Origin of the sequence: Pseudomonas sp. NPDC086581 (assembly GCF_044746165.1) — a bacterium.
GTDB lineage: Bacteria > Pseudomonadota > Gammaproteobacteria > Pseudomonadales > Pseudomonadaceae > Pseudomonas.
In genome coordinates this window covers 186,104-209,033 of record NZ_JBIVBR010000010.1, presented here as the reverse complement: position 1 = coordinate 209,033, position 22,930 = coordinate 186,104, and the positions used below count along the sequence as shown (strand labels likewise).

The following is a 22,930-nucleotide window of genomic DNA, read 5'->3' as shown; positions in this document are numbered from 1 at the left end:
GGGCGGCCACAGGCACGAAGGTCACAGTCCGCAAAGCGAAAAAAAACGCGCCCGAAGGCGCGTTTCATCGGGATCAGAATCGATCGCGAACGATCGTCTCTTCCAGCGGCAGGCGACCGATGCGCGGCTTGGCTTCCACCGCCTGCTTGCCCACGGCGATCATCAGGCCGATGGCATGGTTGGCCGGCAGGTTGATCAGCTTGGCCACGGCGTCGAAGTCGAAACCGACCATCGGCACGCTGTCCAGGCCACGGCCACGGGCGGCGAGCATCAGCGTCTGGGCCACCAGGCCGCTGCTGCGCATGGCTTCGTCGCGCTGGGTCTGCGGCTTGTCGCGGTAGTAGCCGTCGATGGCGCCGACCATGTAGTTCTTCACTTCGGCCGGGGCGCCGTCCCACACGCGCTCGGCGTTCTTCTCCCAGCTGTCGACCTGCGCGCAGACGATCACCAGCATCGAGGCGTCGGTCATCTGTACCTGGTTCCAGCCGGCTTCACGAATCTGCGCGCGCAGCTGCGGGTCGCTGACTTCCACCAAGCGCACGTGCTGCAGGTTGAACGAGGTGGGGGCGAGCAGCGCCTGTTGCAGCAGGTCGTCCTTCTCCTCGCGGCTCATCACATAGGAAGTGTCGAAACTACGAATGGAACGGCGGCTGCGGATGGCGTCTTCGATCAGCATGGAAAATCCTCTGGCTGGCATGGGCGGGAATGGCGCGCATGGTAAGCCCAGAGGCCGCTCCGTTGCAGAGCGACGTATCGATAATGTCTATTCGATGCCTCGATAGAACGAAGCCCGCCGGGGCCGGCGGGCTCCGACCGGGGAGGTCAGCTCTCCAGCGCTTCCACTGGTGCCGCCGCGGCCTGACGCTGCTTGGGCGAGGTGAAGGCCAGGTAACCATCCTCGACCTTGCCGAAGCGCAGCAGAGCGAGGTCCAGCGCGTAATTCTGGTAGAGCTTCCACGGCGTACGGTCGCCCTGCTTGGGCATGCGGTCGGCGGCGCGCTGGATGTAGCCGGAGTTGAGGTTGAGGAAGGGTTCTTCCTTCACCGATCCATCGGTCTGGCGCGGCGTGCACTGGCGCATGCCGATGGCATCGAGGTGGTTGATCAGGCGACAGAAGTACTCGCTGGAAAGGTCGGCCTTGAGCGTCCAGCTGGCGTTGGTGTAGCCGACGATAGCGGCGAGGTTGGGCAGATCGCGCAGCATGATGCCGCGGTAGCCCATGCTCTGGGTGACGTCGAACGGCTTGCCGTCGATGGCCAGCTCCGCGCCACCGAACATCACCAGGTCCAGTCCGGTGGCGGTGACGATCACATCCGCCTCCAACACCTGCCCGGACTTGAGCAGGATGCCCTTCTCGGTGAAACGCTCGATATGGTCGGTAACTACCGAAGCGCGGCCCTGGCGCAGCGCCTTGAACAGGTCGCCGTCCGGCACGCAGCACACGCGCTCGTCCCAGGGCTTGTAGCGCGGGCTGAAGTGGCGCATGTCGAAATCCTTGCCCAACTCCAGGTTGGCCAGCTTGAGCATGAGCTTGCGCACCGCGCCGGGGAACGCCTTGGAGGCCATGAAGAAGATCATCTGCATGGTCACGTTGCGCGCCCGCGCCTGGCGGTACACCCACTTCTCCGGCAGGAAGTTGCGCAGGAAGTTGGAGATCGGGTCCTTCGCCGGCAGGGTGATCACGTAGGACGGCGAGCGCTGCAGCATGGTGACATGGGCAGCCTTGTCGGTCAGCGAGGGGATCAGCGTGACGGCGGTGGCGCCGCTGCCGATCACCACGATGCGCTTGCCGCTGTAGTCGAAGTTTTCCGGCCACAGCTGCGGGTGGATGACCTGCCCGGTGAAGCTCTCGCGCCCGGCGAAGTCCGGGGTGTAGCCAGCGTCGTAGCGGTAGTAGCCAGTGCACATGAAGAGGAACTGCGCGCTCATGCGCACCGCTTGTTCCTCATCACCGCGCTGCACAAGCAGGTTCCAGCGCGCGCTGGCGCTGTCCCAGTCGGCCTTGAGCACGCGATGGCGGTAGCGGACCTTGTCCTCGACGCGGTATTCGCGAGCGGTCTCGCGGATGTAGTTGAGGATCGACGGGCCGTCGGCGATGGCCTTGGGGTCGGTCCAAGGCTTGAAGTTGTAGCCCAGGGTGTACATGTCCGAGTCGGAGCGGATGCCCGGGTAGCGGAACAGGTCCCAGGTGCCGCCCATGGCCTCGCGGCCCTCGAGGATGGCGTAGGACTTGCCGGGACACTGCTTCTGCAGGTGACAGGCGGCGCCGATGCCGGACAGGCCGGCGCCGATGATCAGTACATCCAGATGCTCGGTGGACATGCGATGGGCTCCTTGTTGCCGCGCCCTGAGAGTCTAGGCGGGAATGCGTCCCGTCACCCTACAAGGAGCCCCGCTGGCGCCACGCCGACCTTTAGTCGTGCGTGGCGCCGATGCGGTTACAGCTGCCCTTGCACCCAGTCACGGACCTGGGCGTAGGGGTAGTCTTCCAGCGTCGCGTAGCCCGGCAGCGTGCGCGCGCGCATGCGGGTGAAGGCGGGCACGCTGATGCCGCAGAGGAAACGCGTCACGCAGTCGGCGCTGGGCTCCATGCCCCGGGCGCTGCGGTATTTCTCCAGGAAGGCGGCGCAGCGACTGTGGAGCGACTGGCCGTCCAGCGGCGGCAATGCGGGCGGTTCCGGCAACCGGGCGACACGGCCTGCGCAGACCGAGCAGTGCCCGCACTGGCGCGGCGCCTGCTGGTCGCCGAAGTACTGGGCCAGGCGCCAGCTCAGGCATTCCGAGCTGCCCAGCAGCTCGAGCATGGCGCCGATACGGGCGATCTCGCTTTCCTCGTGGCGCTTGAAGTAGCGGTGCAGCTCCTCGCTCAGGTTATCTACAGAGAAGGACGCATCGCGCACCGAGTAGACCTCGGTCATCTGCTTGCTCTCCAGCTCGGCCCAGCCACGCTCCTGGAAGTAGTCCAGCGCCTTCACCACCCGCGCGCGTTCGGCGCCGTGGCGGCTGTAGAGGGTGTCGAAATCCAGGGTCGCCCAGGTGCGAGCGCGGGCCGAAGTGGTGAGGATGGCGTCGACGAACTGCCGCCGCTCGCCCTGGAAATGATTCAGAAGCTCAGCGGCATCTATCAGCAGCTTGTAGCGATATTCGGCGAAATAGGCGAAACGCGGGGCGATGATGCCGCGCAGCTCCAGCTGCACCAGCAGCGTCTTCAACGGCAGCTGACGGATATTGGACTGGTCCGACAGCGGCACCAGCATGGTTTCCCACTGACCGTTCGGGGCTTGACGGATTTCCTCCAGTACGTTGCGGATGCCTTCGATCTCGGGCGTGTCGCCGTAGACGAAGTTCTCCAGCACGTTGAGGCTGTCGCGGTTGGCCAGCACCAGGCATTCCGAACGCAGGCCGTCACGCCCGGCGCGGCCGATTTCCTGGCTGTAGTTTTCCAGCGACTTGGGCAGGTCGTAGTGCACCACCTGGCGGATGTTGCTCTTGTCGATGCCCATGCCGAAGGCAATGGTCGCGACGATACAGTTCAACCGGCCTTCCATGAAGCGGCGCTGGATGCCCTCGCGCTCCGGGTGTTCCATCCCGGCGTGGTAGGCGCAGGCGGGAATGCCACGCTCGGCCAAGTGCGCGGCGACTTCCTCGGCGGTCTTCTGCTGGGTGACGTAGACGATGGCCGGCTGCCCGGTGCGCTCGCCCAACCACTGCACCAGCCGTGTGCGGCGGGCGGAACTGGCCACCGGTTCCACCTGCAGGTCGAGGTTGGCGCGGTAGAAGCCGGTGGTGACCACGTCGGCTTCGGCGATGGCGAACTTGCTGCGCATGTCGGCGATTACCGCTGGCGTCGCCGTGGCGGTGAGCAGCAGCACCTGGGGAATGCGGAACTGCTTCTGGTAGTCCGGCAGCTTCAGGTAGTCGGGGCGGAAGTTGTGGCCCCATTCGGAAATGCAGTGCGCCTCGTCCACCACCAACAGGGAAATCGGCACCTCGCCGATGAAGTTACGGAAGCGCTCGTTCTTCAGCCGTTCCACCGAGATCATCAGCACCTTCAGCTCGCCGCTGCGCGCGCGGGCCATGGTTTGCGCGGTCTGCTCGCGGCTCTGCGCGGAGTCGATGCTGGCGGCGGCGATGCCGTGGCGGGCGAGGAAGGCGAGCTGGTCCTGCATCAGCGCCAGCAGTGGCGAGACCACCAGGGTCAGGTGCGGCAGCAGCAGCGCCGGCAGCTGGTAGCACAGCGACTTGCCCGAGCCCGTCGGGAAGATCGCCGCCGCCGAGCGCCCGGCCAGCACCGCGCTGACCGCTGCCTCCTGGCCAGGGCGGAACTGGCGGAAGCCGAAGATGCGTTCGAGGGTGTCGTGCATGGGGATAACTCCGTTGCCTGTCATGGACGATCCCGTGAGCCTAGGAGCGACCATTGTAGGAGCGAGCTTGCTCGCGAACAGCCCAACTCCGGTTCGCGAGCAAGCTCGCTCCTACGAAGAGCACCTCGGAGCAGGACCGTTCCCAGGCACCAATGAAAAAGCCGCCCGAAGGCGGCTCTTTCCAGAACGGGCTCGCTTACAGCTGCGGGCCGGCGTTCTTGATGGCGTCGCTCACGTCGAACTTCTGGAAGTTGTCGATGAACTTGCTGGCCAGGCCCTTGGCGGCTTCGTCATAGGCGGCCTTGTCTTCCCAGGTGTTGCGCGGGTTGAGCAGGACGGTGTCGACGCCCGGAACGGCCTTGGGCACGTCCAGGTTGATGATGTCCAGATGCTCGGTCTCGGCACCGATCAGAGCGCCGCTCTGGATGGCGGCGATCACGCCACGGGTGGTCGGGATGTTGAAGCGCTTGCCGACGCCGTAGCCACCGCCGGTCCAGCCGGTGTTGACCAGGTAGACCTTGGAACCGAAGGCCTTGATGCGCTTGATCAGCAGCTCGGCGTAGACGCCAGCCGGGCGCGGGAAGAACGGTGCGCCGAAGCAGGTGGAGAAGGTCGACTTGATGCCGCCGCCAGAACCCATTTCGGTGGAACCGACCAGCGCGGTGTAGCCGGACAGGAAGTGGTAAGCCGCCTGCTCGTTGTTCAGGATCGACACCGGCGGCAGAACGCCAGTCAGGTCGCAGGTCAGGAAGATCACGGCGTTCGGTTCGCCGCCGAGGTTCTGCTCGGAACGCTTCTCGACGTTCTCCAGCGGGTAGGCCGCGCGGGAGTTCTGGGTCAGGCTGTCATCGGCGTAGTCCGGCGTGCGGTTTTCATCGAGGACGACGTTTTCCAGCACGGCGCCGAACTTGATGGCTTTCCAGATGACCGGCTCGTTCTTCTCGGACAGGTCGATGCACTTGGCATAGCAACCGCCTTCGATGTTGAAGACAACGCCTTCGCCCCAGCCGTGCTCGTCGTCGCCGATCAGGTAGCGGCTTTCGTCGGCGGACAGGGTGGTCTTGCCGGTGCCCGACAGACCGAAGAACAGGGTTACGTCGCCTTCTTCGCCGATGTTGGCGGCGCAGTGCATCGGCAGCACGTCTTTTTCCGGCAGCAGGTAGTTCTGCACGCCGAACATGGCCTTCTTCATTTCACCGGCATAGCGCATGCCGGCGATCAGCACTTTCTTCTGGGCGAAGTTGAGGATCACGCAGCCATCGGAGTTGGTGCCATCACGCTCGGGCACGCACTCGAAGTTGGCGACGTTGAGGACCTGCCACTCTTCGCGGCCGGCCGGGTTGTACTGCTCGGGCTCGATGAACAGCGCACGGCCGAACAGGTTCTGCCAGGCAGTAGCGGTGGTCATCTTCACGGCCAGGTAGTGGTCGTGGGCCGAACCTACATGGACGTGGGAAACGAAATGGTCCTGGGCGTCATTGAAGGCCTGGACACGGTCCCACAGGGCATCGAACTTGTCGGCCGGGAACGGACGGTTGATGGCGCCCCATGCGATGGAATCCTTGCTGCCCGGCTCTTCGACGATGAAACGGTCGGCAGGCGAGCGGCCGGTGCGGTGGCCGGTTTTCACCACGAGCGAGCCGTTGTCGGCGAGTTCGCCTTCGCCGCGGCGAATGGCTTCTTCCACCAGTTGGGCAACGCTGATATCGGTGTAAACGGCTTTATTGGCTTGCGTCATGTGGGTCCCCGTCGGCCGAAGCCGAGTCCTCCAAACATTGCGTAGTGACTTCTGATTCCCACTACCGCGGAAAAAAGTCGCGGGATTATGCCAGAAAAGAACTGTTCTCGTGCAGCCTCTGATCTGGCAAGAGCGCCATTGGTTCGGCTATCGGACAAATCGAAGCGGTCAATGGCGGGTTTCTGACGGTGTCTGGCTACCGCCGCCCGAGAACAGCTGGGCCACGTCCGAACCGTCGAACTGGTAGCGCTGGTTGCAGAACTGGCAGTCGATGACGATCTCGCCATCCTCTTCGGCCAGCAGACGCTGCGCATCCTCCAGACCTAGACTGACCAGTGCGTTGGCCGAGCGTTCCCGCGAGCAACTGCAGCGGAACACCAGCGGCTGCGGATCGAACAGGCGCACATCGTCCTCGTGGTACAGGCGATGCAGCACGGTGGCGTTGTCCAGGCCCAGCAGCTCCTCGGCGGTGAGAGTGTCGGCCAGGGTGCTGACGTGCTGCCAGCTGGCTTCCCGCGACTCGGCGTCGCGCTGACGGTCGGCAGGCAGTTGCTGCAGCAGCAGGCCACGGGCGCGACGGCTGTCGGCGTTCAGCCAGAATCGAGTCGGCAGTTGCTCGGAGGTCGCGAAGTAGGTCGAGAGGCAATCGGCCAGGGTCACACCTTCCAGCGGCACGATGCCCTGGTAGCGCTTGCCGTTCTTCGGATCGACGGTGAGGGTCAGTACGCCCTCAGGCATCAGCTCGGGCAGGCCGGCGGTATCGCCGATGGCGTCCGCGTCATAGCGGGCCAGGCCGCGGACTTCGCGGTTGCTGGAGCATTCCACCATCAACAGTGGCACGGCGCCGTTGGAGCGTGCCTGCAGCACCAGCAGACCGTCGAACTTGAGGGTGCCGCACAGCAGCGCGGCGGCGGCTAGCATTTCTCCCAGCAACTGGGCGACAGGCTGCGGGTAGGGGTGCTTGGCCAGCACCTCGGCGAAGCTGCGGTCGAGCTCTACCAGCTCACCACGGACATCGGTGTTGTCGAACAGGAAACGTTGACTTTGATCGATCTGGGACATGCTTGGCACAACGCTGCGATAGGCACAAATAAATGACAAGTTGATGGCAAAGGCCTATAAAGCGCGCTTTGCAGCACCCACCCATGTTCGGGGGGTTCCGTAAGGGGGTATCGATTTTATGGACAAAACCACGCCGTTCCAAGCCACCTGGTCCTGGAAGCCCTTCATTGCCTGCCATCTGATGGCTGGCCTGTTGCTGCTGCTGTGGCTCTGGGAGCCCGCTCGCAGCGCAATGGACCTGTTCGACTTCAGCCTGTTCAGCCTGCTCAACCAGCCGCTGGCGACCAACGAAGCCTGGCGCCTGACCTGGGCCGTGGCGAGCACCCGGCCGTTCGACCTGCTGGTCGGGGTGATCCTGCTGCTGCTGATGATCCGTGGCGACTGGATCTTCAAGGCCACGCAGGTCCGCGCGGCGACCTTCGGCTTTTTATGCGCAGCCGTCGTGCTGGTGGTCGTGCGCATCCTCTACGCCAAGATCGCCCACAAGCTGGGCTGGCAGCACGCAAGCATTTCCACCCTCGCGCCGGATGCCATCCGCCTGGAACACTTTTTCCCGCAGTGGGAAGACACGCCCTTCGAGGTGAAGGACGAATCCGCCCGCAGCTTCCCCGGCGACCACGCCTCGGTGCTGCTGATCTGGGCGCTGTTCCTCACTCTGTTCGCCCGCAACGCCCTGCAGTGGGTGGTGATCTGGGGCCTGGCGCTGTTGTTCATGCTGCCGCGCCTGGTGGCCGGCGCGCATTGGGGCCAGGACGACTACATCGGCGGCGTGCAGATGGCGCTGGTGGCCCTGGCCTGGAGCTGCTTCACTCCCTTCGCCGCCAAGGGCAGCGCCGCCCTGGTTCGCTGGACCGACCCGCTGTTCCGCCTGGCCGCGAGGATTCCACTGGTCAACCGCTTGAGCGTCATCACGGCCTGAAGGCTACCTGATCCCGGCGAGGGCCCGTCGCCCTCTCCGGTCGATCATTCCTGATCGCGGAAGCTGAACAACTGGCGGCGCTGCTTCTTGGTCGGCCGCCCGTCGGTCTGCACGCCCAGCGCTCCGGCCTTGCGCATTGCCGAAGCGTCCTCGCGGCGTTTCAGGCTGTCAGCGGTCTCTTCATAGAGCAACTGCGCTTCGGTCGCGCCACGGCGCACCATGGACAACGCCTTCACCACCACGGTGCGCTCGTCGAAGCCGGTGCGGATCACATACTCCTCGCCGACCTTCGGCTCCTTGCCCGGCTTGCAGCGCTCGCCCCGGCAATGCACCTTGCCACCGTCGATGGCTTCCTTGGCCAGGGAGCGGGTCTTGTAGAAGCGCGCCGCCCACAGCCACTTGTCCAGGCGGACCTTGTCGTCGTCTTTTTCGCTCACTTCACAACCTCGTCATGCGGGTCTGAGAGTGTACCCCGCGCCCCGCTGGCGGGGCACAAGCGGCCTGACTAGAATGCCGGCAAACGCCGGGGACACCAGCCTTGAAGACTTTCGACCAGCTGTCGGTAATTGGTCTGCGCGAATGGATCGCCCTGCCCGAACTAGGCATGGTCGGCCTGCGCGCGAAGATCGACACCGGCGCCAGCACCTCCAGCCTGCATGCCAGCGACATCGTGCCCTTCGAGCGCGACGGCCAGAGCTGGGTGCGTTTCGTCGCCCACCTGGGCACCCAGGTGCAGCGCCGCCACCGCTGCGAAGCTCCGGTGGTGACGATGAAGACGATCAAGAGCTCCAACGGCCAGGCCCAGACCCGCTACGTGATCCGCACCCTGCTGGCCCTGGGCGACCGCGCCTGGTCGGTGGAATTCACCCTGGCCTGCCGCAAGACCATGCGTTACCGCGTACTGCTAGGCTCCAAGGCTCTCGTGCAGGGCCAACTGGTGGTCAACCCCGGCGTCACCTACGTACAAGACAAACCCCTCATCATGGTTCCCGCCACCCTTCCAGGTGATCAATGAAAATTGCTGTGCTGTCGCGCAATCCGCGCCTGTATTCCACCCGTCGGCTGGTGGAGGCCGGGCAGCAACGCGGCCACGAGATGGTGGTGATCGACACCCTCCGCGCCTACATGAACATCGCCAGCCACAAGCCGCAGATCCACTATCGCGGCAAGCCGCTGGAAGGTTTCGACGCGGTGATCCCGCGCATCGGCGCCTCGGTGACTTTCTATGGCTGCGCCGTGCTGCGCCAGTTCGAGATGATGGGTGTCTTCCCACTCAACGAGTCAGTGGCCATCGCCCGCTCCCGCGACAAGCTGCGTTCGCTGCAACTGCTCTCACGCAAGGGCATCGGCCTGCCGGTGACCGGTTTCGCCCACTCCCCCGATGACGTGCCGGACCTGATCGAGATGGTCGGCGGCGCACCGCTGGTGATCAAGCTGCTCGAAGGCACCCAGGGTATCGGCGTGGTGCTCTGCGAGACGGAGAAGGCCGCCGAATCCGTGCTGGAGGCTTTCATGGGGCTCAAGCACAACATCATGGTGCAGGAGTACATCAAGGAAGCCGGCGGCGCCGACATCCGCTGCTTCGTGGTCGGCGACAAGGTGATCGCCTCGATGAAGCGCCAGGCCGCGGCCGGCGAGTTCCGCTCCAACCTGCACCGCGGCGGCAGCGCCAGCCTGATCAAGATCACCCCGGAGGAACGAATGACCGCCATCCGGGCCGCCAAGGTGATGGGCCTGCACGTCGCCGGCGTCGACATCCTGCGCTCCAACCACGGCCCGCTGGTGATGGAGGTGAACTCCTCGCCCGGTCTGGAAGGTATCGAGACCACCACCGGCAAGGACATTGCCGGGGTGATCATCGAATACCTGGAGAAGAATGGCGGGCCGCATCTGGCCAGAACAAAAGGAAAGGGGTAATTCAGGCGATTCGCTACTGCGCTCTGCGCGGTAGCTTTCCCTCACCCTAACCCTCTCCCAGAGGGAGAGGGGACTGATTGGCACAGGCTGAAGCCGCAGCATCAGCCGGCACGGACGGCTCCCTCTCCCTCTGGGAGAGGGCTGGGGTGAGGGCAGGCACGCCAACAGAAGGCACGCAGTCCATCATTGCCCCATTGAACCCTTCGCGAGCAACAACGATGGCGCCCCCCTCGCTCCTACAGTTTCTTCAGCAGTCTTAGGAATCCAGCCATGCCCGCTTCCCGCCCCCACGCCGAACTCACCTGGTCGCCCATCGAGGGCCGCGTCGCGCTGGTTGCGCCGGCCTCGGCGATAGCCGAGGAGGTACTGGAAGCCACCCTGCGCCAGCTGGAAGTGCAGGGCATCGACTACCACCTGGGCGACCACGCCGACGCCCGGTACCGCTACCTGGCCGGCACGCCGGCCCAGCGCCTGGAAGATTTCCACGCAGCCTTCGAACTGGAGGATGTCAGCGCCGTCTGGTGCCTGCGCGGTGGCTACGGCTGTGGACAACTCATTCCGCAACTGGATTGGCAGCGCCTCAAGGCCGCCTCGCCGCGCCCGCTGATCGGCTTCTCGGACATCTCCATCCTGCTCAGCGCCTTCCACCGGCAGGGCCTGCCGGCGATCCATGGCATGGTCGCCACCGGCCTCGGTCTGCAGCCGCTGAGCGCACCCAGCGAGCAACGTGAACGCCTGGCGTCGCTGGCCTCGGTCAGCCACGTACTGGCCGGCAGCCCCAGCAAGCTGGCGGTGCAGCAGTTGGCGGGACCGAAGGCGGCTGTGGAAGGTGAACTGATCGGCGGCAACCTCACCGCACTGGCCTGCATGGCCGGTACCGCCGGCGCGCTTTACGTGCCGGACGGCGCGATCCTGATCCTCGAGGACGTCGGCGAGCCCTATTACCGTCTCGAGCGCAGCCTCTGGCAGTTGCTGAACAGCCTGAACGGCGCACGACTGGGCGCAATCTGCCTCGGCACCTTCACCGATTGCCCGCGCAAGGGCGTGGCCCACAGCCTGGAAGAAATCTTCGCCGAGTATGCCGCGCGACTGGGCGTGCCGCTCTACCACGGACTGCCCAGCGGCCATGGCGCGCACAACCGTGCCTGGCCCTATGGGCGCCAGGCGGTGCTGGAAGGCAAATCCCTGCGCTGGGATTAGAGTCTGTTTACGATCTCGCGAGCTAGAGCAGAACAAGGCGAGGGCAGCTGAGAAAGCGGAGTTGACTGTAGTCAATGAGCACTTCTCGGCTGGCCTCAACGCAGTTATGCCGACGCGCAGCAGATCGTAAGCAGGCTCTTAGTGCGCGTCGCGCGGCAGCAGCAAACCCAGCGGCAGGCAGACGCGCGCTTCCACGCCACCACCCTCACGGTTGCGCAGCTCGATGCTGCCGCCGTGCTGTTCGGCGATACGCTTGACGATGGCCAGCCCAAGGCCGGTGCCCTTGCCACCGCGCGCTTTGTCGCCGCGGAAGAAGGGGTTGAAGATGTTTTCCAGCTCCTGCGGATCGACGCCCGCGCCGCGGTCCAGCACGCTGAGCACCACGTAGGGCGCACCGCCGCCGCCAGCTACGTGGGCCGCCACCTCGACCTTGCCGCCGCCATGGTTCAGGCCGTTCTCGATCAGGTTGCCGAGCATGCGCTTGATCGACACACGGCGGAAGCGGAATAGCGGCAGCGTTTCCAGGCAAAGGCGCACGCGGTTGCCGCTCTGGTTGAAGGCATCGGCTACTTCGCGGATCAGGTCGGCAAGGTCACCCTCTTCCACCGACTCGTCGCGGCCATCGCGGATAAAAGCGAGGAACTGGTCAAGGATGGCGTCCATGTCCTCGATGTCACGGACCATGTCCTCGACCATCTCGCGGTCGCTGTCGGGCATCAGCTCCAGTGACAGACGCAGGCGCGTCAGCGGCGTGCGCAGGTCGTGGGAAACCCCCGCCAGCATCAGCTCGCGCTCGCGACCCGCCTGTTCGACATCGTCGGCCATCTGGTTGAACGCGCGGTACACCTCGGCCATCTCGCTGGGCGTTTCCGGCCCCAGCGGCAGGCGTACGCTGCGCCCCTTGCCGAACTCGCGGGAGGCGAAGACCAGGCGCTTGAGCGGCTGGCTGAGCAGGCGCACGAAGATCCAGGCGGCAGCGGTGGACAGCAGGCCGATGCCGAGGAACCAGCCCAGCACGCTCCAGATCTGCTGGCCGCGCAGCGGGTGCGGGTAGAGCGGCACGCCGATCCAGCCGTCACCCAGGGTCGGCGCGCGGACCCAGAGCATCGACGGATGGTGGATGCGCAGGCGGGTCTCGGTGTCGATGCCCAGCTCCATGCGCATCTGCCGCTGGAAGATTTCCGTGTACGGCCAGTGCACTTCCTCCGGCTGCCCCTGTTCGTGGGGCGCCCACTTCAACCCTGCGGACTGGGCGATGGCCTCGCGCGACTTCTCGTCAGCCGCCCAGTAGGCGCGCACGGTCAGCGCCGCGCCATGGCTGTACTGGCGGTCGACCAGCATGTCTTCGTTCATCAGCAGGTAGACCAGGGTCAGCGCCTTGGAGAACAGCACGACGATGAGCACCAGCCACAGGGTGCGGGCGAAGAAGCTTTGCGGGAACCAGAGGGGTGTTTTCAAGAAGGCAGTACCAGGGAAACGCGAACGGCCGGGGCGAAGGGCTTCGCCCCGGCGGGGTCAATCACTTGCGGGCGGCGCCGTCCGGCACGAATACGTAACCCACGCCCCAGACGGTCTGGATGTATCGCGGCTTCGACGGGTCGGGCTCGATCAGCCGGCGCAGGCGGGAAATCTGCACGTCGATGGAGCGCTCCAAGGCGTCCCACTCGCGGCCGCGGGCGAGGTTCATCAGCTTGTCGCGGGTCAGCGGCTCGCGGGCGTGCTGGACCAGAGCCTTGAGCACGGCGAACTCACCGGTGGTGAGCATGTGTACTTCCTCGCCCTTCTTCAGCTCGCGGGTGGCCAGGTGCAGCTCGTAGTCGCCGAAGGTGACGATCTCGTCCTCGCCCGCCGGCGCGCCCGGCACCAGCGGCGCCTGGCGGCGCAGCACGGCCTTGATCCGAGCCAGCAGCTCGCGCGGGTTGAAGGGTTTGGCCAGGTAGTCGTCGGCGCCCTGCTCAAGGCCGGAGATACGGCTGGACTCATCGCCCTTGGCTGTAAGCATGATGATGGGGATCTGGTTGTTCGACTCACGCAGACGCTTGCACGCGGAGAGGCCATCCTCGCCGGGCATCATCAGGTCCAGCACCACCAGCTGGAACAGCTCGCGGGCCAGCAGGCGATCCATCTGCTCGGTGTTCTCGACGGCGCGGACGCGATAACCCTGCTCATCGAGGAAGCGTTCCAGCAGACGGCGCAGGCGCGCGTCGTCATCGACCACGAGGATCTTTTCGCCTTCCGGCAGGGTGGCAGCGTTGCTCATGGAGACTCCCAGAATCTGATTCGGCGGGCATTATCGCCCAGCAGCCGCGCATCACGGCCTGTCCATTGTTAGCAGATTTTTCCCCGACCAGTCGCCCACCGGGTGAAATTGTCGCGGGTATAATGCGGCGCTTTTGCGGCGGGGCGTTGTCACAGGGCCTGTCGAGCGACCGGGAACTCCGGTCCAGATGCTCTGTTATGAGCCTGTTCATGATCTTGCGAGCTAGAGCAGAACAAGGCGAGGACAGCTGAGAAAGCGGAGTTGACTGCAGTCAATGAGCATTTCTCAGTTGGCCTCAACGCAGTTATGCCGACGCGCAGCAGATCATGCGCCCCGTATTTCGTTGGTTTCACCAGGTGGATTCATGGACAGCATTAACACCCGTATCGCCGAAGAGCTTTCCGCACTGCCCTCCGGCCGCGTTCAACCGCAGCAAGTCGCCGCTGCCGTCGCCCTGCTCGATGAAGGCTCCACCGTCCCCTTCATTGCCCGTTACCGGAAAGAAGTCACCGGCAGCCTGGATGACACCCAGCTGCGCATGCTCGAAGAGCGCCTGCGTTACCTGCGTGAGCTCGAAGACCGCCGTGGCGCGATCCTCGCCAGCATCGAGGAGCAGGGCAAGCTGACCCCGGAACTGGCCCGCGAGATCAAGCTCGCCGACACCAAGACCCGCCTCGAAGACCTCTACCTGCCCTATAAGCAGAAGCGCCGCACCAAGGGCCAGATCGCCCTGGAAGCCGGCCTGGGCGAGCTGGCCGATGCGCTGTTCAACGACCCGACCCTGACCCCGGAAACCGAAGCCGCACGCTTCGTCGATGCCGAGAAGGGCTTCGCCGACACCCGCGCCGTGCTCGAAGGCGCCAAGTACATCCTCATGGAGCGCTTCGCCGAGGACGCCACCCTGCTGGAGCGCCTGCGCGGCTTCCTCAAGGACAACGCCACCCTCACCGCGCGCATGGTGCCGGGCAAGGAAACCGAAGGCGCCAAGTTCAGCGACTACTTCGAGCACGACGAGCCGCTGAAGAACGCCCCGTCGCACCGCGCCCTGGCGATTTTCCGTGGGCGCAACGAAGGCATCCTGAGCGTTGCCTTGAAGATCGGCGAGGAGCTGCCGGGTACCTCGCACCCCTGCGAAATCATGATCGGCGAGCGCTTCGGCATCGCCAACCAGGGCCGCGCCGCCGACAAGTGGTTGTCCGAGGTGGTGCGCTGGACCTGGAAGGTCAAGCTCTACACTCACCTGGAAACCGACCTGCTGGGCGAGCTGCGCGACGCCGCCGACGCCGAGGCGATCAACGTCTTCGCGCGCAACCTGCACGACCTGCTGCTGGCCGCTCCGGCCGGCCCGCGCGCCACCCTGGGCCTGGACCCGGGCCTGCGCACCGGCGTGAAGGTCGCCGTGGTCGATGCCACCGGCAAGCTGCTGGACACCGCCACCGTCTACCCGCACGCGCCGAAGAACCAGTGGGACCAGACCATCGCCGTGCTCGCCGCGCTGTGCGCCAAGCACCAGGTGGAACTGATCGCCATCGGCAACGGCACCGCCAGCCGCGAGACTGACAAGCTGGCCGCCGAGCTGATCAAGAAATACCCGGCGCTCAAGTGCACCAAGATCATGGTCAGCGAGGCTGGCGCCTCGGTGTACTCGGCCTCCGAGCTGGCCGCGAAGGAATTCCCGGAGCTGGACGTATCGCTGCGCGGCGCCGTGTCCATCGCCCGCCGCCTGCAGGACCCGCTGGCCGAGCTGGTGAAGATCGAGCCCAAATCCATCGGTGTCGGCCAGTACCAGCACGACGTGTCCCAGCTGCAGCTGGCGCGCAGCCTGGACGCGGTGGTGGAAGACTGCGTGAACGCCGTGGGCGTTGACGTCAACACCGCCTCCGCCGCCCTGCTGGCGCGCATCTCCGGCCTCAACAGCACCCTGGCGCAGAACATCGTCGCGCACCGTGACGCCAATGGCGCGTTCCGCACCCGCGACGACCTGCGCAAGGTCAGCCGCCTGGGCGACAAGACCTTCGAGCAGGCCGCCGGCTTCCTCCGCGTGATGAACGGCGACAACCCGTTGGACGCCTCCGCGGTGCACCCGGAGACCTACCCGCTGGTGCAGCGCATCGCCGCCGACACCGGCCGCGACGTGCGCTCGCTGATCGGCGACTCGGGCTTCCTCAAGCGCCTGGACCCGAAGAAGTTCACCGACGAGCAGTTCGGCCTGCCCACCGTCACCGACATCCTCAAGGAACTCGACAAGCCCGGCCGCGACCCGCGCCCGGAGTTCAAGACCGCCGAATTCCAGGAAGGCGTCGAGAGCCTGAAGGACTTGAAGCCGGGCATGGTGCTCGAAGGCGTGGTGACCAACGTCACCAACTTCGGCGCCTTCGTCGACATCGGCGTCCACCAGGACGGCCTGGTGCACATCTCCGCGCTGTCGGAGAAGTTCGTCAAGGACCCGTACGAAGTGGTCAAGGCCGGCGACATCGTCAAGGTGAAGGTCATGGAAGTGGACATCCCGCGCAACCGCGTGGGCCTTTCCATGCGCATGGGCGACACCCCGGGCGAGAAGGTCGACGGCCCGCGTGGCGGCGGCCGTCCCGGCAACGGCGCGCCGCGTGGCGAGCGCAGCGCTGCCCCGCGCCAGCAGGAGCAGGCCCCGGCGAACAACGCCATGGCCTCGCTGTTCGCCAATGCCAAGCAACTGAAGAAAAAGTAAGGAAAGTTCATGAGCGAGATGCCCGCCCGCGAGCTGATGATCAGCCGCTTCAGCGAAACCATCGGCGTGCAGCCGATCCGTGTCGCTGACGGCGAAGCCGAGGTGCTACTGCCGATGGCAGAGCACCTGCGCAACCGCGGCAACGTCATGCACGGCGGCGCACTTTTCACGCTGATGGACATGACCATGGGCCTGGCCTGCTCCAGCGCCCATGGTTTCCACCGGCAGAGCGTCACCCTGGAATGCAAGATCAACTACATCCGCGCGGTCGCCGAAGGCGAAGTGCGCTGTGTGGCGAAAGTCCTGCACGCCGGGCGCCGTTCGCTGGTGGTCGAGGCCGACATCCACCAGGGCGACAAGCTGGTCGCCAAGGGACAAGGCACCTTCGCCCAGCTGTAAATAGCGTCAGCGCAACTGACCTATGCTGTAGTCCGGAGCCCGCGAAAGGCGGGCGCCGGCGCGGCGTCTTCCCAAGCCAGGCGACCACGCCGGTTGTGTTCTCCCCTTGTAGACCGCCCAGTCCACCCCCATAGTGGGGCGATTGCCGTGTGAAGGACTTCCAACTTGAGCGACCAACTCTCCCGCCGCCTGGCCCTGCTTGGCGATGCCGCCAACCTGTCCCTGCTCACCCAGTGCCTGCACGGTATCGAGCGCGAATGCCTACGCGTCGATGAGCGCGGCAAGCTCGCCCTGACCCCGCACCCGCGAGCGCTGGGCTCGGCGCTGACCAACCCGCAGATCACTACGGACTACTCCGAGTCACTGCTGGAGTTCATCACCCCGACGTCTACCAGCGTCGAGGAGACCCTGGATGAACTGGGTGACATCCACCGTTTCGCCAGCGGCAAGCTCGACGGCGAATACCTGTGGAGCCCGTCCATGCCCTGCGAGCTGCCGGATGAAGACACCATCCCGATCGCCCGCTACGGCAGCTCGCACATCGGCCGCCTGAAGTACGTCTACCGCAAGGGCCTCGCCCTGCGCTACGGCAAGACCATGCAGTGCATCGCCGGCATCCACTACAACTTCTCCCTGCCCGAGGGCATCTGGGAGCTGCTGCGCCAGGAAGAAGGCAGCGAGAAGAGCGCGCGGGATTTCCAGTCGCACCGCTACATCGCGATGATCCGCAACTTCCGCCGCTACAGTTGGTTGCTGATGTACCTGTTCGGCGCCTCGCCTGCCCTGGACGCCGGGTTCCTGCGTGGCCGTCCGCACGGCCTGGAAGCCTTCGACGAGCACACCCTCTACCTGCCCTACGCCACCAGCCTGCGCATGAGCGACCTGGGTTACCAGAACAATGCCCAGGCCGGCCTGACACCCTGCTACAACGACCTGGACAGCTACATCGACAGCCTGCGCCGCGCGGTCAGCACGCCGTACGCGCCGTACGAGAAGGTCGGCACCAAGGTCGACGGCGAGTGGGTGCAGCTCAATACCAACATCCTGCAGATCGAGAACGAGTACTACTCGAGCATCCGCCCCAAGCGCGTCACCTACACCGGCGAGCGCCCGATCCAGGCGCTGATGGCCCGTGGCGTGCAGTACGTCGAGGCGCGCTGCCTGGACATCAACCCCTTCCTGCCGCTGGGCATCGACGTCACCGAAGCACGCTTCCTCGACGCCTTCCTGCTCTACTGCGCGCTCTCCGACAGCCCGCCGCTGGGCGGTTGCGAGTGCGGCTCGGCCACCAGCAATTTCCTCAAGGTGGTAAAAGAAGGTCGTCGTCCGGGCCTGAAGCTGGAGCGCGGCGGTCAGCAGATCGAAATGAAGGAATGGGCGAGTGCCCTGCTCGACGCCATCGCACCGATCATCGACCTGCTCGATCGCGCCAATGGCAGCAGCCTGCACGCGCAGAGCCTGGCCGAGCAGCGCGCCAAAATCGCCGACGCCGACCTGACACCCTCGGCGAAGGTCCTGGCGGAGATGCGCGAACGGGGCGAGAGCTTCGAAGCCTTTGCCCTGCGCTACAGCCGCCAGCACGCCGAAACGCTGCGGAGCGAACCGCTGTCGGCTGAAGAGCAGGCACGCTTCGAAGACATGGCCAATCAATCGCTGGCTGAACAGGCGGAGCTGGAAAAACAGCCCGAGGGTGATTTCGACACCTTCGTCGCCGCCTATCAGGCGAGCATCCTGGGCTTGATCAGCGTCTGAAGTGGCAAGAAGTCTCTGACGCGGAGCTCATAGAGTTCTGATCGGCAACCTGCCAGTGGGGAGGGAGAATTCCCTTCCTTCCGAAGCGCGCCCGGCTCAGTCGGCGTGCCTCGGACACCACTGCGCAGGAAAGCCTCCCTATGCTCCCCCTTTCTCCGCCCTGGACCCTCCATCAGCTGGAGACGGCCTACCGCCAGGGCTATCTGGAGGCGCTGCTTGAGCGCCAACCGCGCCGCCCTGGGCACGACATCCTCGCTGCCGGCTGGGAAGCGGGCTGGCGCGACGGGACCGAACGGTTGCACCAGCAGCAAGCGCGCGCCGGGGCTAAGCCCCGCAAGACGCTGCGCCTAACGGTGCAGATCAGGCATTCGGTATCCTCGAAAAACCGCCTCTGATCAGAGCGTCTTCTCGAACACCTGCGAGTTGCGCTGGTAGTTGTACAGCGACGCCCGCGCCGCCGGTAAGCGTTCCACGCTGCTGGGCTGGAAGCCACGCTCGCGGAACCAGTGGGCGGTGCGCGTAGTAAGCACGTAGAGGGTTTTCAAGCCCAGGTTGCGCGCGCGCTGTTCAATGCGTTCGAGCAGGTCATCACCGCGGCCACCGTGGCGATACTCCGGGTTCACCGCCAGGCACGCCAGCTCGCCGGAATCCGAGTCGGCGATGGGATAGAGCGCTGCACAGGCGATGATCAGCCCTTCGCGCTCGACGATGCTGAACTGCTCGATCTCGCGCTCCAACACCTCGCGCGAGCGGCGCACCAGGATGCCCTGCTCTTCCAGCGGGCGGATCAGCTCCAGCAGGCCGCCGACATCTTCGATACCCGCTTCGCGCAACTGCTCGAACTGCTCCTGGGCCACCAGGGTGCCGTTGCCGGTGCGGGTGAAGAGCTCGCTGAGCAGCGAGCCGTCTTCGGTGTAGCTGACGATATGGCTGCGGCGCACGCCAGCGCGGCAGGCCTGGGCCGCGGCATCCAGCAGCTCGCCCTGGTAGCTCGATCCGAGGCGTTCCAGATGCGCGGGTACCTGCTGCGGGCGCAGCTCGCGCACCAGCTTGCCGGCATCGTCCATCAGGCCGCGCTCGGCTCCGTAGAGGATCAGCTTGTCCGCGCCCAGGTCGATGGCCGCGCGCATGGCCACATCCTCGCAGGCGAGGTTGAAGATTTCCCCGGTGGGTGAATAGCCCAGCGGCGAGAGCAGCACGATGCTGCGCTCGTCGAGTTGGCGGTTGATGCCTTTGCGGTCGATCCGACGGACTTCGCCGGTGTGGTGGTAGTCGATACCATCGACCACGCCGATGGGCCGCGCGGTGACGAAGTTGCCCGAGGTCACGCGCATGCGCGAGCCCTGCATGGGGGACGCCGCCATGTCCATGGACAGACGCGCTTCGATGGAAATGCGCAGGCTGCCGACGGCGTCGATCACGCAACCCAGGGTCGGCGCGTCGGTGACCCGCAGGCCACGGTGGAAGCGCGGCGCCAGCCCGTGGGAGGCCAGGCGCGCCTCGATCTGCGGGCGCGAACCATGCACCAGCACCAGGCGCACACCGAGGCTATGCAGCAGCACCAGGTCGTGGACGATATTACCGAAATTGGGGTCTTCGACACCCTCGCCGGGGAGCATCACCACGAAGGTGCAGTCCCGGTGCGAATTGATATAAGGCGAGGCGTGGCGCAGCCAGTTGACGTAGTCGTGCATTGCTTGAAAAGCCTGTCGTTCGAGTGGGCGGAAATCTGTCGGATGCGGCCGGAGTTAGGGCAGGGCGGCGCGGTTATCGTCGTCGCATGCACATCGACAGGTTTCTCCTCTTGGATAGGTTGGGCCCTTTGTCGGGCGCTCTACAGGCAACTCTTCATCAACAGTTTTGTGGCCCGTTGTACGGACTGGTCTTCATCGACTGCCTTTTATAGGCAGTAATGACGGATCAGTCCGCGCAGCAGATCCACGCATGGCTCGATGCGGTCGAGCTCGAGGTGTTCGTCCGGCTGGTGGGCGCAGGCGATGTCGCCAGGGCCCAGAACCAGGGTCTGGCAGCCGAGCTGCTGAAGATACGGTGCTTCGGTGCCAAAGGCTACCGCTTCCGCCGGATGCCCGGTCAGACTTTCGGCCAACCGCACCAGCTCGCTCTGCGCCGGTTCCTCGAAGGGCGGAACGGCGGGGAACAGCGGCGCGTAGTCGATCTTCACGGCATGGCGTTCGGCGACCGGTTTGAGCCGCTCGCGGATGGCCTGGCGCAGGGTTTCGGGCTGCATGCCAGGCAGCGGTCGCAGGTCGAATTCCAGCGCGCACTGGCCGCAGATGCGGTTGGGGTTGTCGCCGCCGTGGATGCAGCCCAGGTTCAGGGTCGGCTGCGGCACGCTGAATTGCGGGTTGTTGAACTCCTGCTGCCACTGGCTGCGCAGGCCCTGCAGCTCACCCATCACCGCCAGCATCGCCTCCAGCGCGCTGCGCCCCAGGCTCGGGTCGGAGGAATGGCCGCTCTGCCCGAGGATATCGATGCGCTCCATCATCACGCCCTTATGCAGGCGGATCGGCCTGAGGTTGGTCGGCTCGCCGATCACCGCCGCGCGGCCCAGCGGCCGCCCGGCCTCGGCCAGAGCGCGGGCGCCGGCCATGGAGCTTTCCTCGTCGCAGGTGGCGAGGATGATCAGCGGCTGTTTGAAAGGCTGCTCCAGCAGCGGCAGCAATGCCTCGATGGCCAGGGCGAAGAAGCCTTTCATGTCGCAGGAACCCAGGCCGAACCAGCGCCCATCACGCTCGGTCAGACCCAGCGGGTCGCTTTTCCACAAGGCTTCGTCGTAGGGCACGGTATCGGTGTGCCCGGCCAGCACCAGGCCGCCGGGGCCGCAGCCCAGGGTCGCGACCAGGTTGAACTTGCCCTGCGACACCGGCTGCATCTCGCAGGCAAAGCCCAGGTCGACCAGCCAGTTACCCAGCAACTCGACCACCGGGCGGTTGGACTGGTCCAGTGCGGGCTGGGTGCAGCTGACCGAGGGGATTGAGATCAGCTCGGCGAAGCGTTGTTTGAGCGGCGGCAACAGCATGGTTTTCTCCAGAAGATGGACTCCACTATGGACCATGCGGCGGTGCGGTAAAACCTCGCGGCGCCCGGCAGGAACCCCGAAGTCCTGTAAACTGCATGACTTTGAAGTCTTTTTCGCGCCCGTCGTTCCGTCCCTCCTCCAACAGGTCGGAAATTCGGGCGCGGCCGCTCTGACCCGGACCCCCGCCATGCAGAAAGAAACCGAAATCAAATTGCGCGCCAGCCGCGAGACCCTCGAAGCCCTGCGCGACCACCCTGCACTGAAGAAGCGCAACAAATCCGGCTGGGAGCCCCGCGAGCTGTTCAATCAGTACTACGACACTCCCGCCCGCGACCTGGCCCGCGCCCGCGTGGCGCTGCGCCTGCGCAAGGACGGCGAGCAGTTCATCCAGACCCTGAAGACCCGCGGCCAGAGCGTGGCCGGCTTGTCCGAGCGCAACGAATGGGATTGGTACCTGGAGAAGAACAAGCTCGACCTGAAGAAGCTCGACGACCAGTGCTGGCCGGCCGCGCTGGCGGATCTGGACAAGAAGTCCCTGAAACCGATCTTCAGCACCGACTTCACCCGCCAGCGCGCCGAGATCGCCTGGGGCCGCGGCAAGGCCAAGGTGGTGATCGAGGCCGCGCTGGACCTGGGCAAGGTCATCGCCGGCAAGCAGGAAGAGGAAATCTGCGAGCTGGAACTGGAGCTGCGCCAGGGCGAGCCCGAGGCACTGCTGGAGCTGGCCATCGAACTGGCCGCGGACCTGGCGCTGATGCCCTGCGACATCAGCAAGGCCGAGCGCGGCTACCGCCTGTTCGACCCGGCCAGCTACAGCATCCAGCCCGATACCCAGAAGCTGCTGCATGAAACCCCACTGGATGGCGCCTTCGCCGCACTGTCCTGGTCGCTGCTGGGCAGCAGCCAGCGCCTCGCTGAGCAATACCGTTTCAACGGCCACTGGAGCCTGCTGGAAAGCTGGCTGCAGCAGTTGGTCGACCTCCGCGCCCTGCTCGGCAGCCTTGGCCAGGCCGTGCCGCGCGCCAGCACCCGCGAGCTGCGCGCCGCCCTCGACGCGCTGATCGCCGACTGGCAGCCGCGCATCGAACAGGGTCACCATGATGAATCCGTGCGCCAGCAGATGCCGGCGGCCTTCCGTGAGGAACTGGCCAACGTGCGCTGGGGTCAGTTCTCCCTGAGCACTTCGCGCTGGCTGCTGGGCAAGGCCTGGACCCTTGAGCGCAACGAACGCGCCAATCGCCTGGGCGGCTCCGCCGTCGGCAAGTGGCTGCAGCGCACCCTGGCCGAAGAGGCCCAGGCCATGCCGCTGCAACGCGCCCAGCAACTGCCCGAGGTACTCGCCGACCAACTGCCGCGCCTGCAGCGCATGCTGGTCTGGCTGCGCCTGGCGCGCGGCGTGCTGGAGCTGCCGGAAACCGATCGCCTGTACGGCGAGCTGGCCAAGCTGCAGGAGCTGCTCGTCACTCCCGACGCCGAGGGGCGCCTGGATGCCCTCGCGGCCCAGGCCCATACTGTGCTGACCCTCAAGCCGTGGAAGGCGCTTTTGAAATAAGCTGGCCCGGCATTGCTGCG

19 protein-coding genes are annotated in these 22,930 nt (G+C 65.5%); 9 read left to right on the top strand and 10 right to left on the bottom strand.

Annotation, left to right across the window (positions count from 1 at the left end; genetic code table 11):
• Positions 1–73 precede the first annotated feature (73 nt).
• The 5 genes from ACIPK7_RS20910 to hslO form a co-directional block, all read right to left on the bottom strand.
• Positions 74–676: a nitroreductase family protein gene (locus ACIPK7_RS20910; protein ID WP_401089933.1), complete on the bottom strand. Its 603-nt coding sequence runs from the start codon at positions 674–676 to the stop codon at positions 74–76.
• A gap of 146 nt (positions 677–822) precedes the next feature.
• The gene (locus ACIPK7_RS20905) at positions 823–2,322 is read right to left on the bottom strand and encodes a flavin-containing monooxygenase (protein WP_401089931.1); all 1,500 of its coding nucleotides are present in this window, start codon (positions 2,320–2,322) and stop codon (positions 823–825) included.
• Positions 2,323–2,438: 116 nt separating this feature from the next.
• Positions 2,439–4,364 (bottom strand): ATP-dependent DNA helicase RecQ, encoded by a 1,926-nt coding sequence (locus ACIPK7_RS20900; protein ID WP_401089929.1) that lies wholly within the window; start codon positions 4,362–4,364, stop codon positions 2,439–2,441.
• Between the two features lie 196 nt (positions 4,365–4,560).
• Complete coding sequence (locus ACIPK7_RS20895; protein WP_192433174.1) at positions 4,561–6,102, bottom strand: phosphoenolpyruvate carboxykinase; 1,542 nt, start codon at positions 6,100–6,102, stop codon at positions 4,561–4,563.
• Between the two features lie 168 nt (positions 6,103–6,270).
• Complete coding sequence (hslO, locus tag ACIPK7_RS20890) at positions 6,271–7,164, bottom strand: Hsp33 family molecular chaperone HslO (protein ID WP_192433176.1); 894 nt, start codon at positions 7,162–7,164, stop codon at positions 6,271–6,273.
• A 118-nt stretch (positions 7,165–7,282) separates the two neighbouring features.
• On the opposite strand from hslO, the gene ACIPK7_RS20885 reads away from it, so the two are divergent.
• Complete coding sequence (locus tag ACIPK7_RS20885; RefSeq protein WP_401089927.1) at positions 7,283–8,083, top strand: phosphatase PAP2 family protein; 801 nt, start codon at positions 7,283–7,285, stop codon at positions 8,081–8,083.
• A gap of 44 nt (positions 8,084–8,127) precedes the next feature.
• Here the strand turns inward: ACIPK7_RS20885 and ACIPK7_RS20880 are convergent, their stop codons facing one another.
• Positions 8,128–8,520 (bottom strand): RNA-binding S4 domain-containing protein, encoded by a 393-nt coding sequence (locus ACIPK7_RS20880; RefSeq protein ID WP_401089926.1) that lies wholly within the window; start codon positions 8,518–8,520, stop codon positions 8,128–8,130.
• A gap of 134 nt (positions 8,521–8,654) precedes the next feature.
• Between ACIPK7_RS20880 and ACIPK7_RS20875 the strand changes: the two genes are divergently transcribed.
• The 3 genes from ACIPK7_RS20875 to ACIPK7_RS20865 all read left to right on the top strand — a co-directional run bounded on the left by ACIPK7_RS20875 (position 8,655) and on the right by ACIPK7_RS20865 (position 11,200).
• Positions 8,655–9,098, top strand: coding sequence for an ATP-dependent zinc protease (locus ACIPK7_RS20875; RefSeq protein ID WP_263866458.1), 444 nt, complete (start codon positions 8,655–8,657; stop codon positions 9,096–9,098).
• Positions 9,095–10,000 carry a 30S ribosomal protein S6--L-glutamate ligase gene (gene rimK / locus ACIPK7_RS20870; protein ID WP_038803545.1) on the top strand — a complete coding sequence of 302 codons (906 nt, stop codon included), beginning with the start codon at positions 9,095–9,097 and terminating at the stop codon, positions 9,998–10,000. The genes ACIPK7_RS20875 and rimK overlap by 4 nt, the downstream gene beginning before the upstream one ends.
• Before the next feature lie 270 nt (positions 10,001–10,270).
• Positions 10,271–11,200: an LD-carboxypeptidase gene (locus tag ACIPK7_RS20865; protein WP_401089924.1), complete on the top strand. Its 930-nt coding sequence runs from the start codon at positions 10,271–10,273 to the stop codon at positions 11,198–11,200.
• 138 nt (positions 11,201–11,338) lie between these two features.
• Here the strand turns inward: ACIPK7_RS20865 and ACIPK7_RS20860 are convergent, their stop codons facing one another.
• The gene (locus ACIPK7_RS20860) at positions 11,339–12,658 is read right to left on the bottom strand and encodes an ATP-binding protein (protein ID WP_401089922.1); all 1,320 of its coding nucleotides are present in this window, start codon (positions 12,656–12,658) and stop codon (positions 11,339–11,341) included.
• Positions 12,659–12,719: 61 nt separating this feature from the next.
• Entirely contained in the window at positions 12,720–13,460 is a 741-nt protein-coding gene (gene ompR / locus ACIPK7_RS20855) for a two-component system response regulator OmpR (protein WP_024762186.1), read from the bottom strand.
• Between the two features lie 364 nt (positions 13,461–13,824).
• On the opposite strand from ompR, the gene ACIPK7_RS20850 reads away from it, so the two are divergent.
• The 4 genes from ACIPK7_RS20850 to ACIPK7_RS20835 all read left to right on the top strand — a co-directional run bounded on the left by ACIPK7_RS20850 (position 13,825) and on the right by ACIPK7_RS20835 (position 18,713).
• Entirely contained in the window at positions 13,825–16,167 is a 2,343-nt protein-coding gene (locus tag ACIPK7_RS20850) for a Tex family protein (RefSeq protein ID WP_401089920.1), read from the top strand.
• A gap of 36 nt (positions 16,168–16,203) precedes the next feature.
• Positions 16,204–16,566 carry a PaaI family thioesterase gene (locus tag ACIPK7_RS20845; RefSeq protein WP_401090028.1) on the top strand — a complete coding sequence of 121 codons (363 nt, stop codon included), beginning with the start codon at positions 16,204–16,206 and terminating at the stop codon, positions 16,564–16,566.
• A gap of 165 nt (positions 16,567–16,731) precedes the next feature.
• Entirely contained in the window at positions 16,732–18,318 is a 1,587-nt protein-coding gene (gene gshA / locus ACIPK7_RS20840) for a glutamate--cysteine ligase (RefSeq protein ID WP_401089918.1), read from the top strand.
• Between the two features lie 140 nt (positions 18,319–18,458).
• A complete protein-coding gene (locus tag ACIPK7_RS20835) occupies positions 18,459–18,713 on the top strand; it encodes a hypothetical protein (RefSeq protein ID WP_401089916.1) in 255 nt (84 codons plus the stop codon).
• On the opposite strand, the gene argA is transcribed toward ACIPK7_RS20835, so the two are convergent.
• Positions 18,714–20,012, bottom strand: a complete 1,299-nt coding sequence (gene argA, locus ACIPK7_RS20830) for an amino-acid N-acetyltransferase (protein ID WP_401089914.1) — start codon at positions 20,010–20,012, stop codon at positions 18,714–18,716. It lies immediately after the preceding gene.
• Between the two features lie 206 nt (positions 20,013–20,218).
• Complete coding sequence (gene argE / locus ACIPK7_RS20825; RefSeq protein ID WP_401089912.1) at positions 20,219–21,358, bottom strand: acetylornithine deacetylase; 1,140 nt, start codon at positions 21,356–21,358, stop codon at positions 20,219–20,221.
• A gap of 187 nt (positions 21,359–21,545) precedes the next feature.
• Here argE and ACIPK7_RS20820 point away from each other — a divergent pair, with 187 nt between their 5' ends.
• Entirely contained in the window at positions 21,546–22,910 is a 1,365-nt protein-coding gene (locus ACIPK7_RS20820) for an inorganic triphosphatase (RefSeq protein WP_401089910.1), read from the top strand.
• Positions 22,911–22,930 lie beyond the last annotated feature (20 nt).

Coding starts and splice junctions, on each gene's coding strand:
- ACIPK7_RS20910 (WP_401089933.1), bottom strand. CDS start 676: ATGCTGATCGAAGACGCCATCCGCAGCCGCCGTTCCATTCGTAGTTTC.
- ACIPK7_RS20905 (WP_401089931.1), bottom strand. CDS start 2,322: ATGTCCACCGAGCATCTGGATGTACTGATCATCGGCGCCGGCCTGTCC.
- ACIPK7_RS20900 (WP_401089929.1), bottom strand. CDS start 4,364: ATGCACGACACCCTCGAACGCATCTTCGGCTTCCGCCAGTTCCGCCCT.
- ACIPK7_RS20895 (WP_192433174.1), bottom strand. CDS start 6,102: ATGACGCAAGCCAATAAAGCCGTTTACACCGATATCAGCGTTGCCCAA.
- hslO (WP_192433176.1), bottom strand. CDS start 7,164: ATGTCCCAGATCGATCAAAGTCAACGTTTCCTGTTCGACAACACCGAT.
- ACIPK7_RS20885 (WP_401089927.1), top strand. CDS start 7,283: ATGGACAAAACCACGCCGTTCCAAGCCACCTGGTCCTGGAAGCCCTTC.
- rimK (WP_038803545.1), top strand. CDS start 9,095: ATGAAAATTGCTGTGCTGTCGCGCAATCCGCGCCTGTATTCCACCCGT.
- ACIPK7_RS20865 (WP_401089924.1), top strand. CDS start 10,271: ATGCCCGCTTCCCGCCCCCACGCCGAACTCACCTGGTCGCCCATCGAG.
- ompR (WP_024762186.1), bottom strand. CDS start 13,460: ATGAGCAACGCTGCCACCCTGCCGGAAGGCGAAAAGATCCTCGTGGTC.
- ACIPK7_RS20850 (WP_401089920.1), top strand. CDS start 13,825: ATGGACAGCATTAACACCCGTATCGCCGAAGAGCTTTCCGCACTGCCC.
- ACIPK7_RS20845 (WP_401090028.1), top strand. CDS start 16,204: ATGATCAGCCGCTTCAGCGAAACCATCGGCGTGCAGCCGATCCGTGTC.
- ACIPK7_RS20835 (WP_401089916.1), top strand. CDS start 18,459: ATGCTCCCCCTTTCTCCGCCCTGGACCCTCCATCAGCTGGAGACGGCC.
- argA (WP_401089914.1), bottom strand. CDS start 20,012: ATGCACGACTACGTCAACTGGCTGCGCCACGCCTCGCCTTATATCAAT.
- argE (WP_401089912.1), bottom strand. CDS start 21,358: ATGCTGTTGCCGCCGCTCAAACAACGCTTCGCCGAGCTGATCTCAATC.
- ACIPK7_RS20820 (WP_401089910.1), top strand. CDS start 21,546: ATGCAGAAAGAAACCGAAATCAAATTGCGCGCCAGCCGCGAGACCCTC.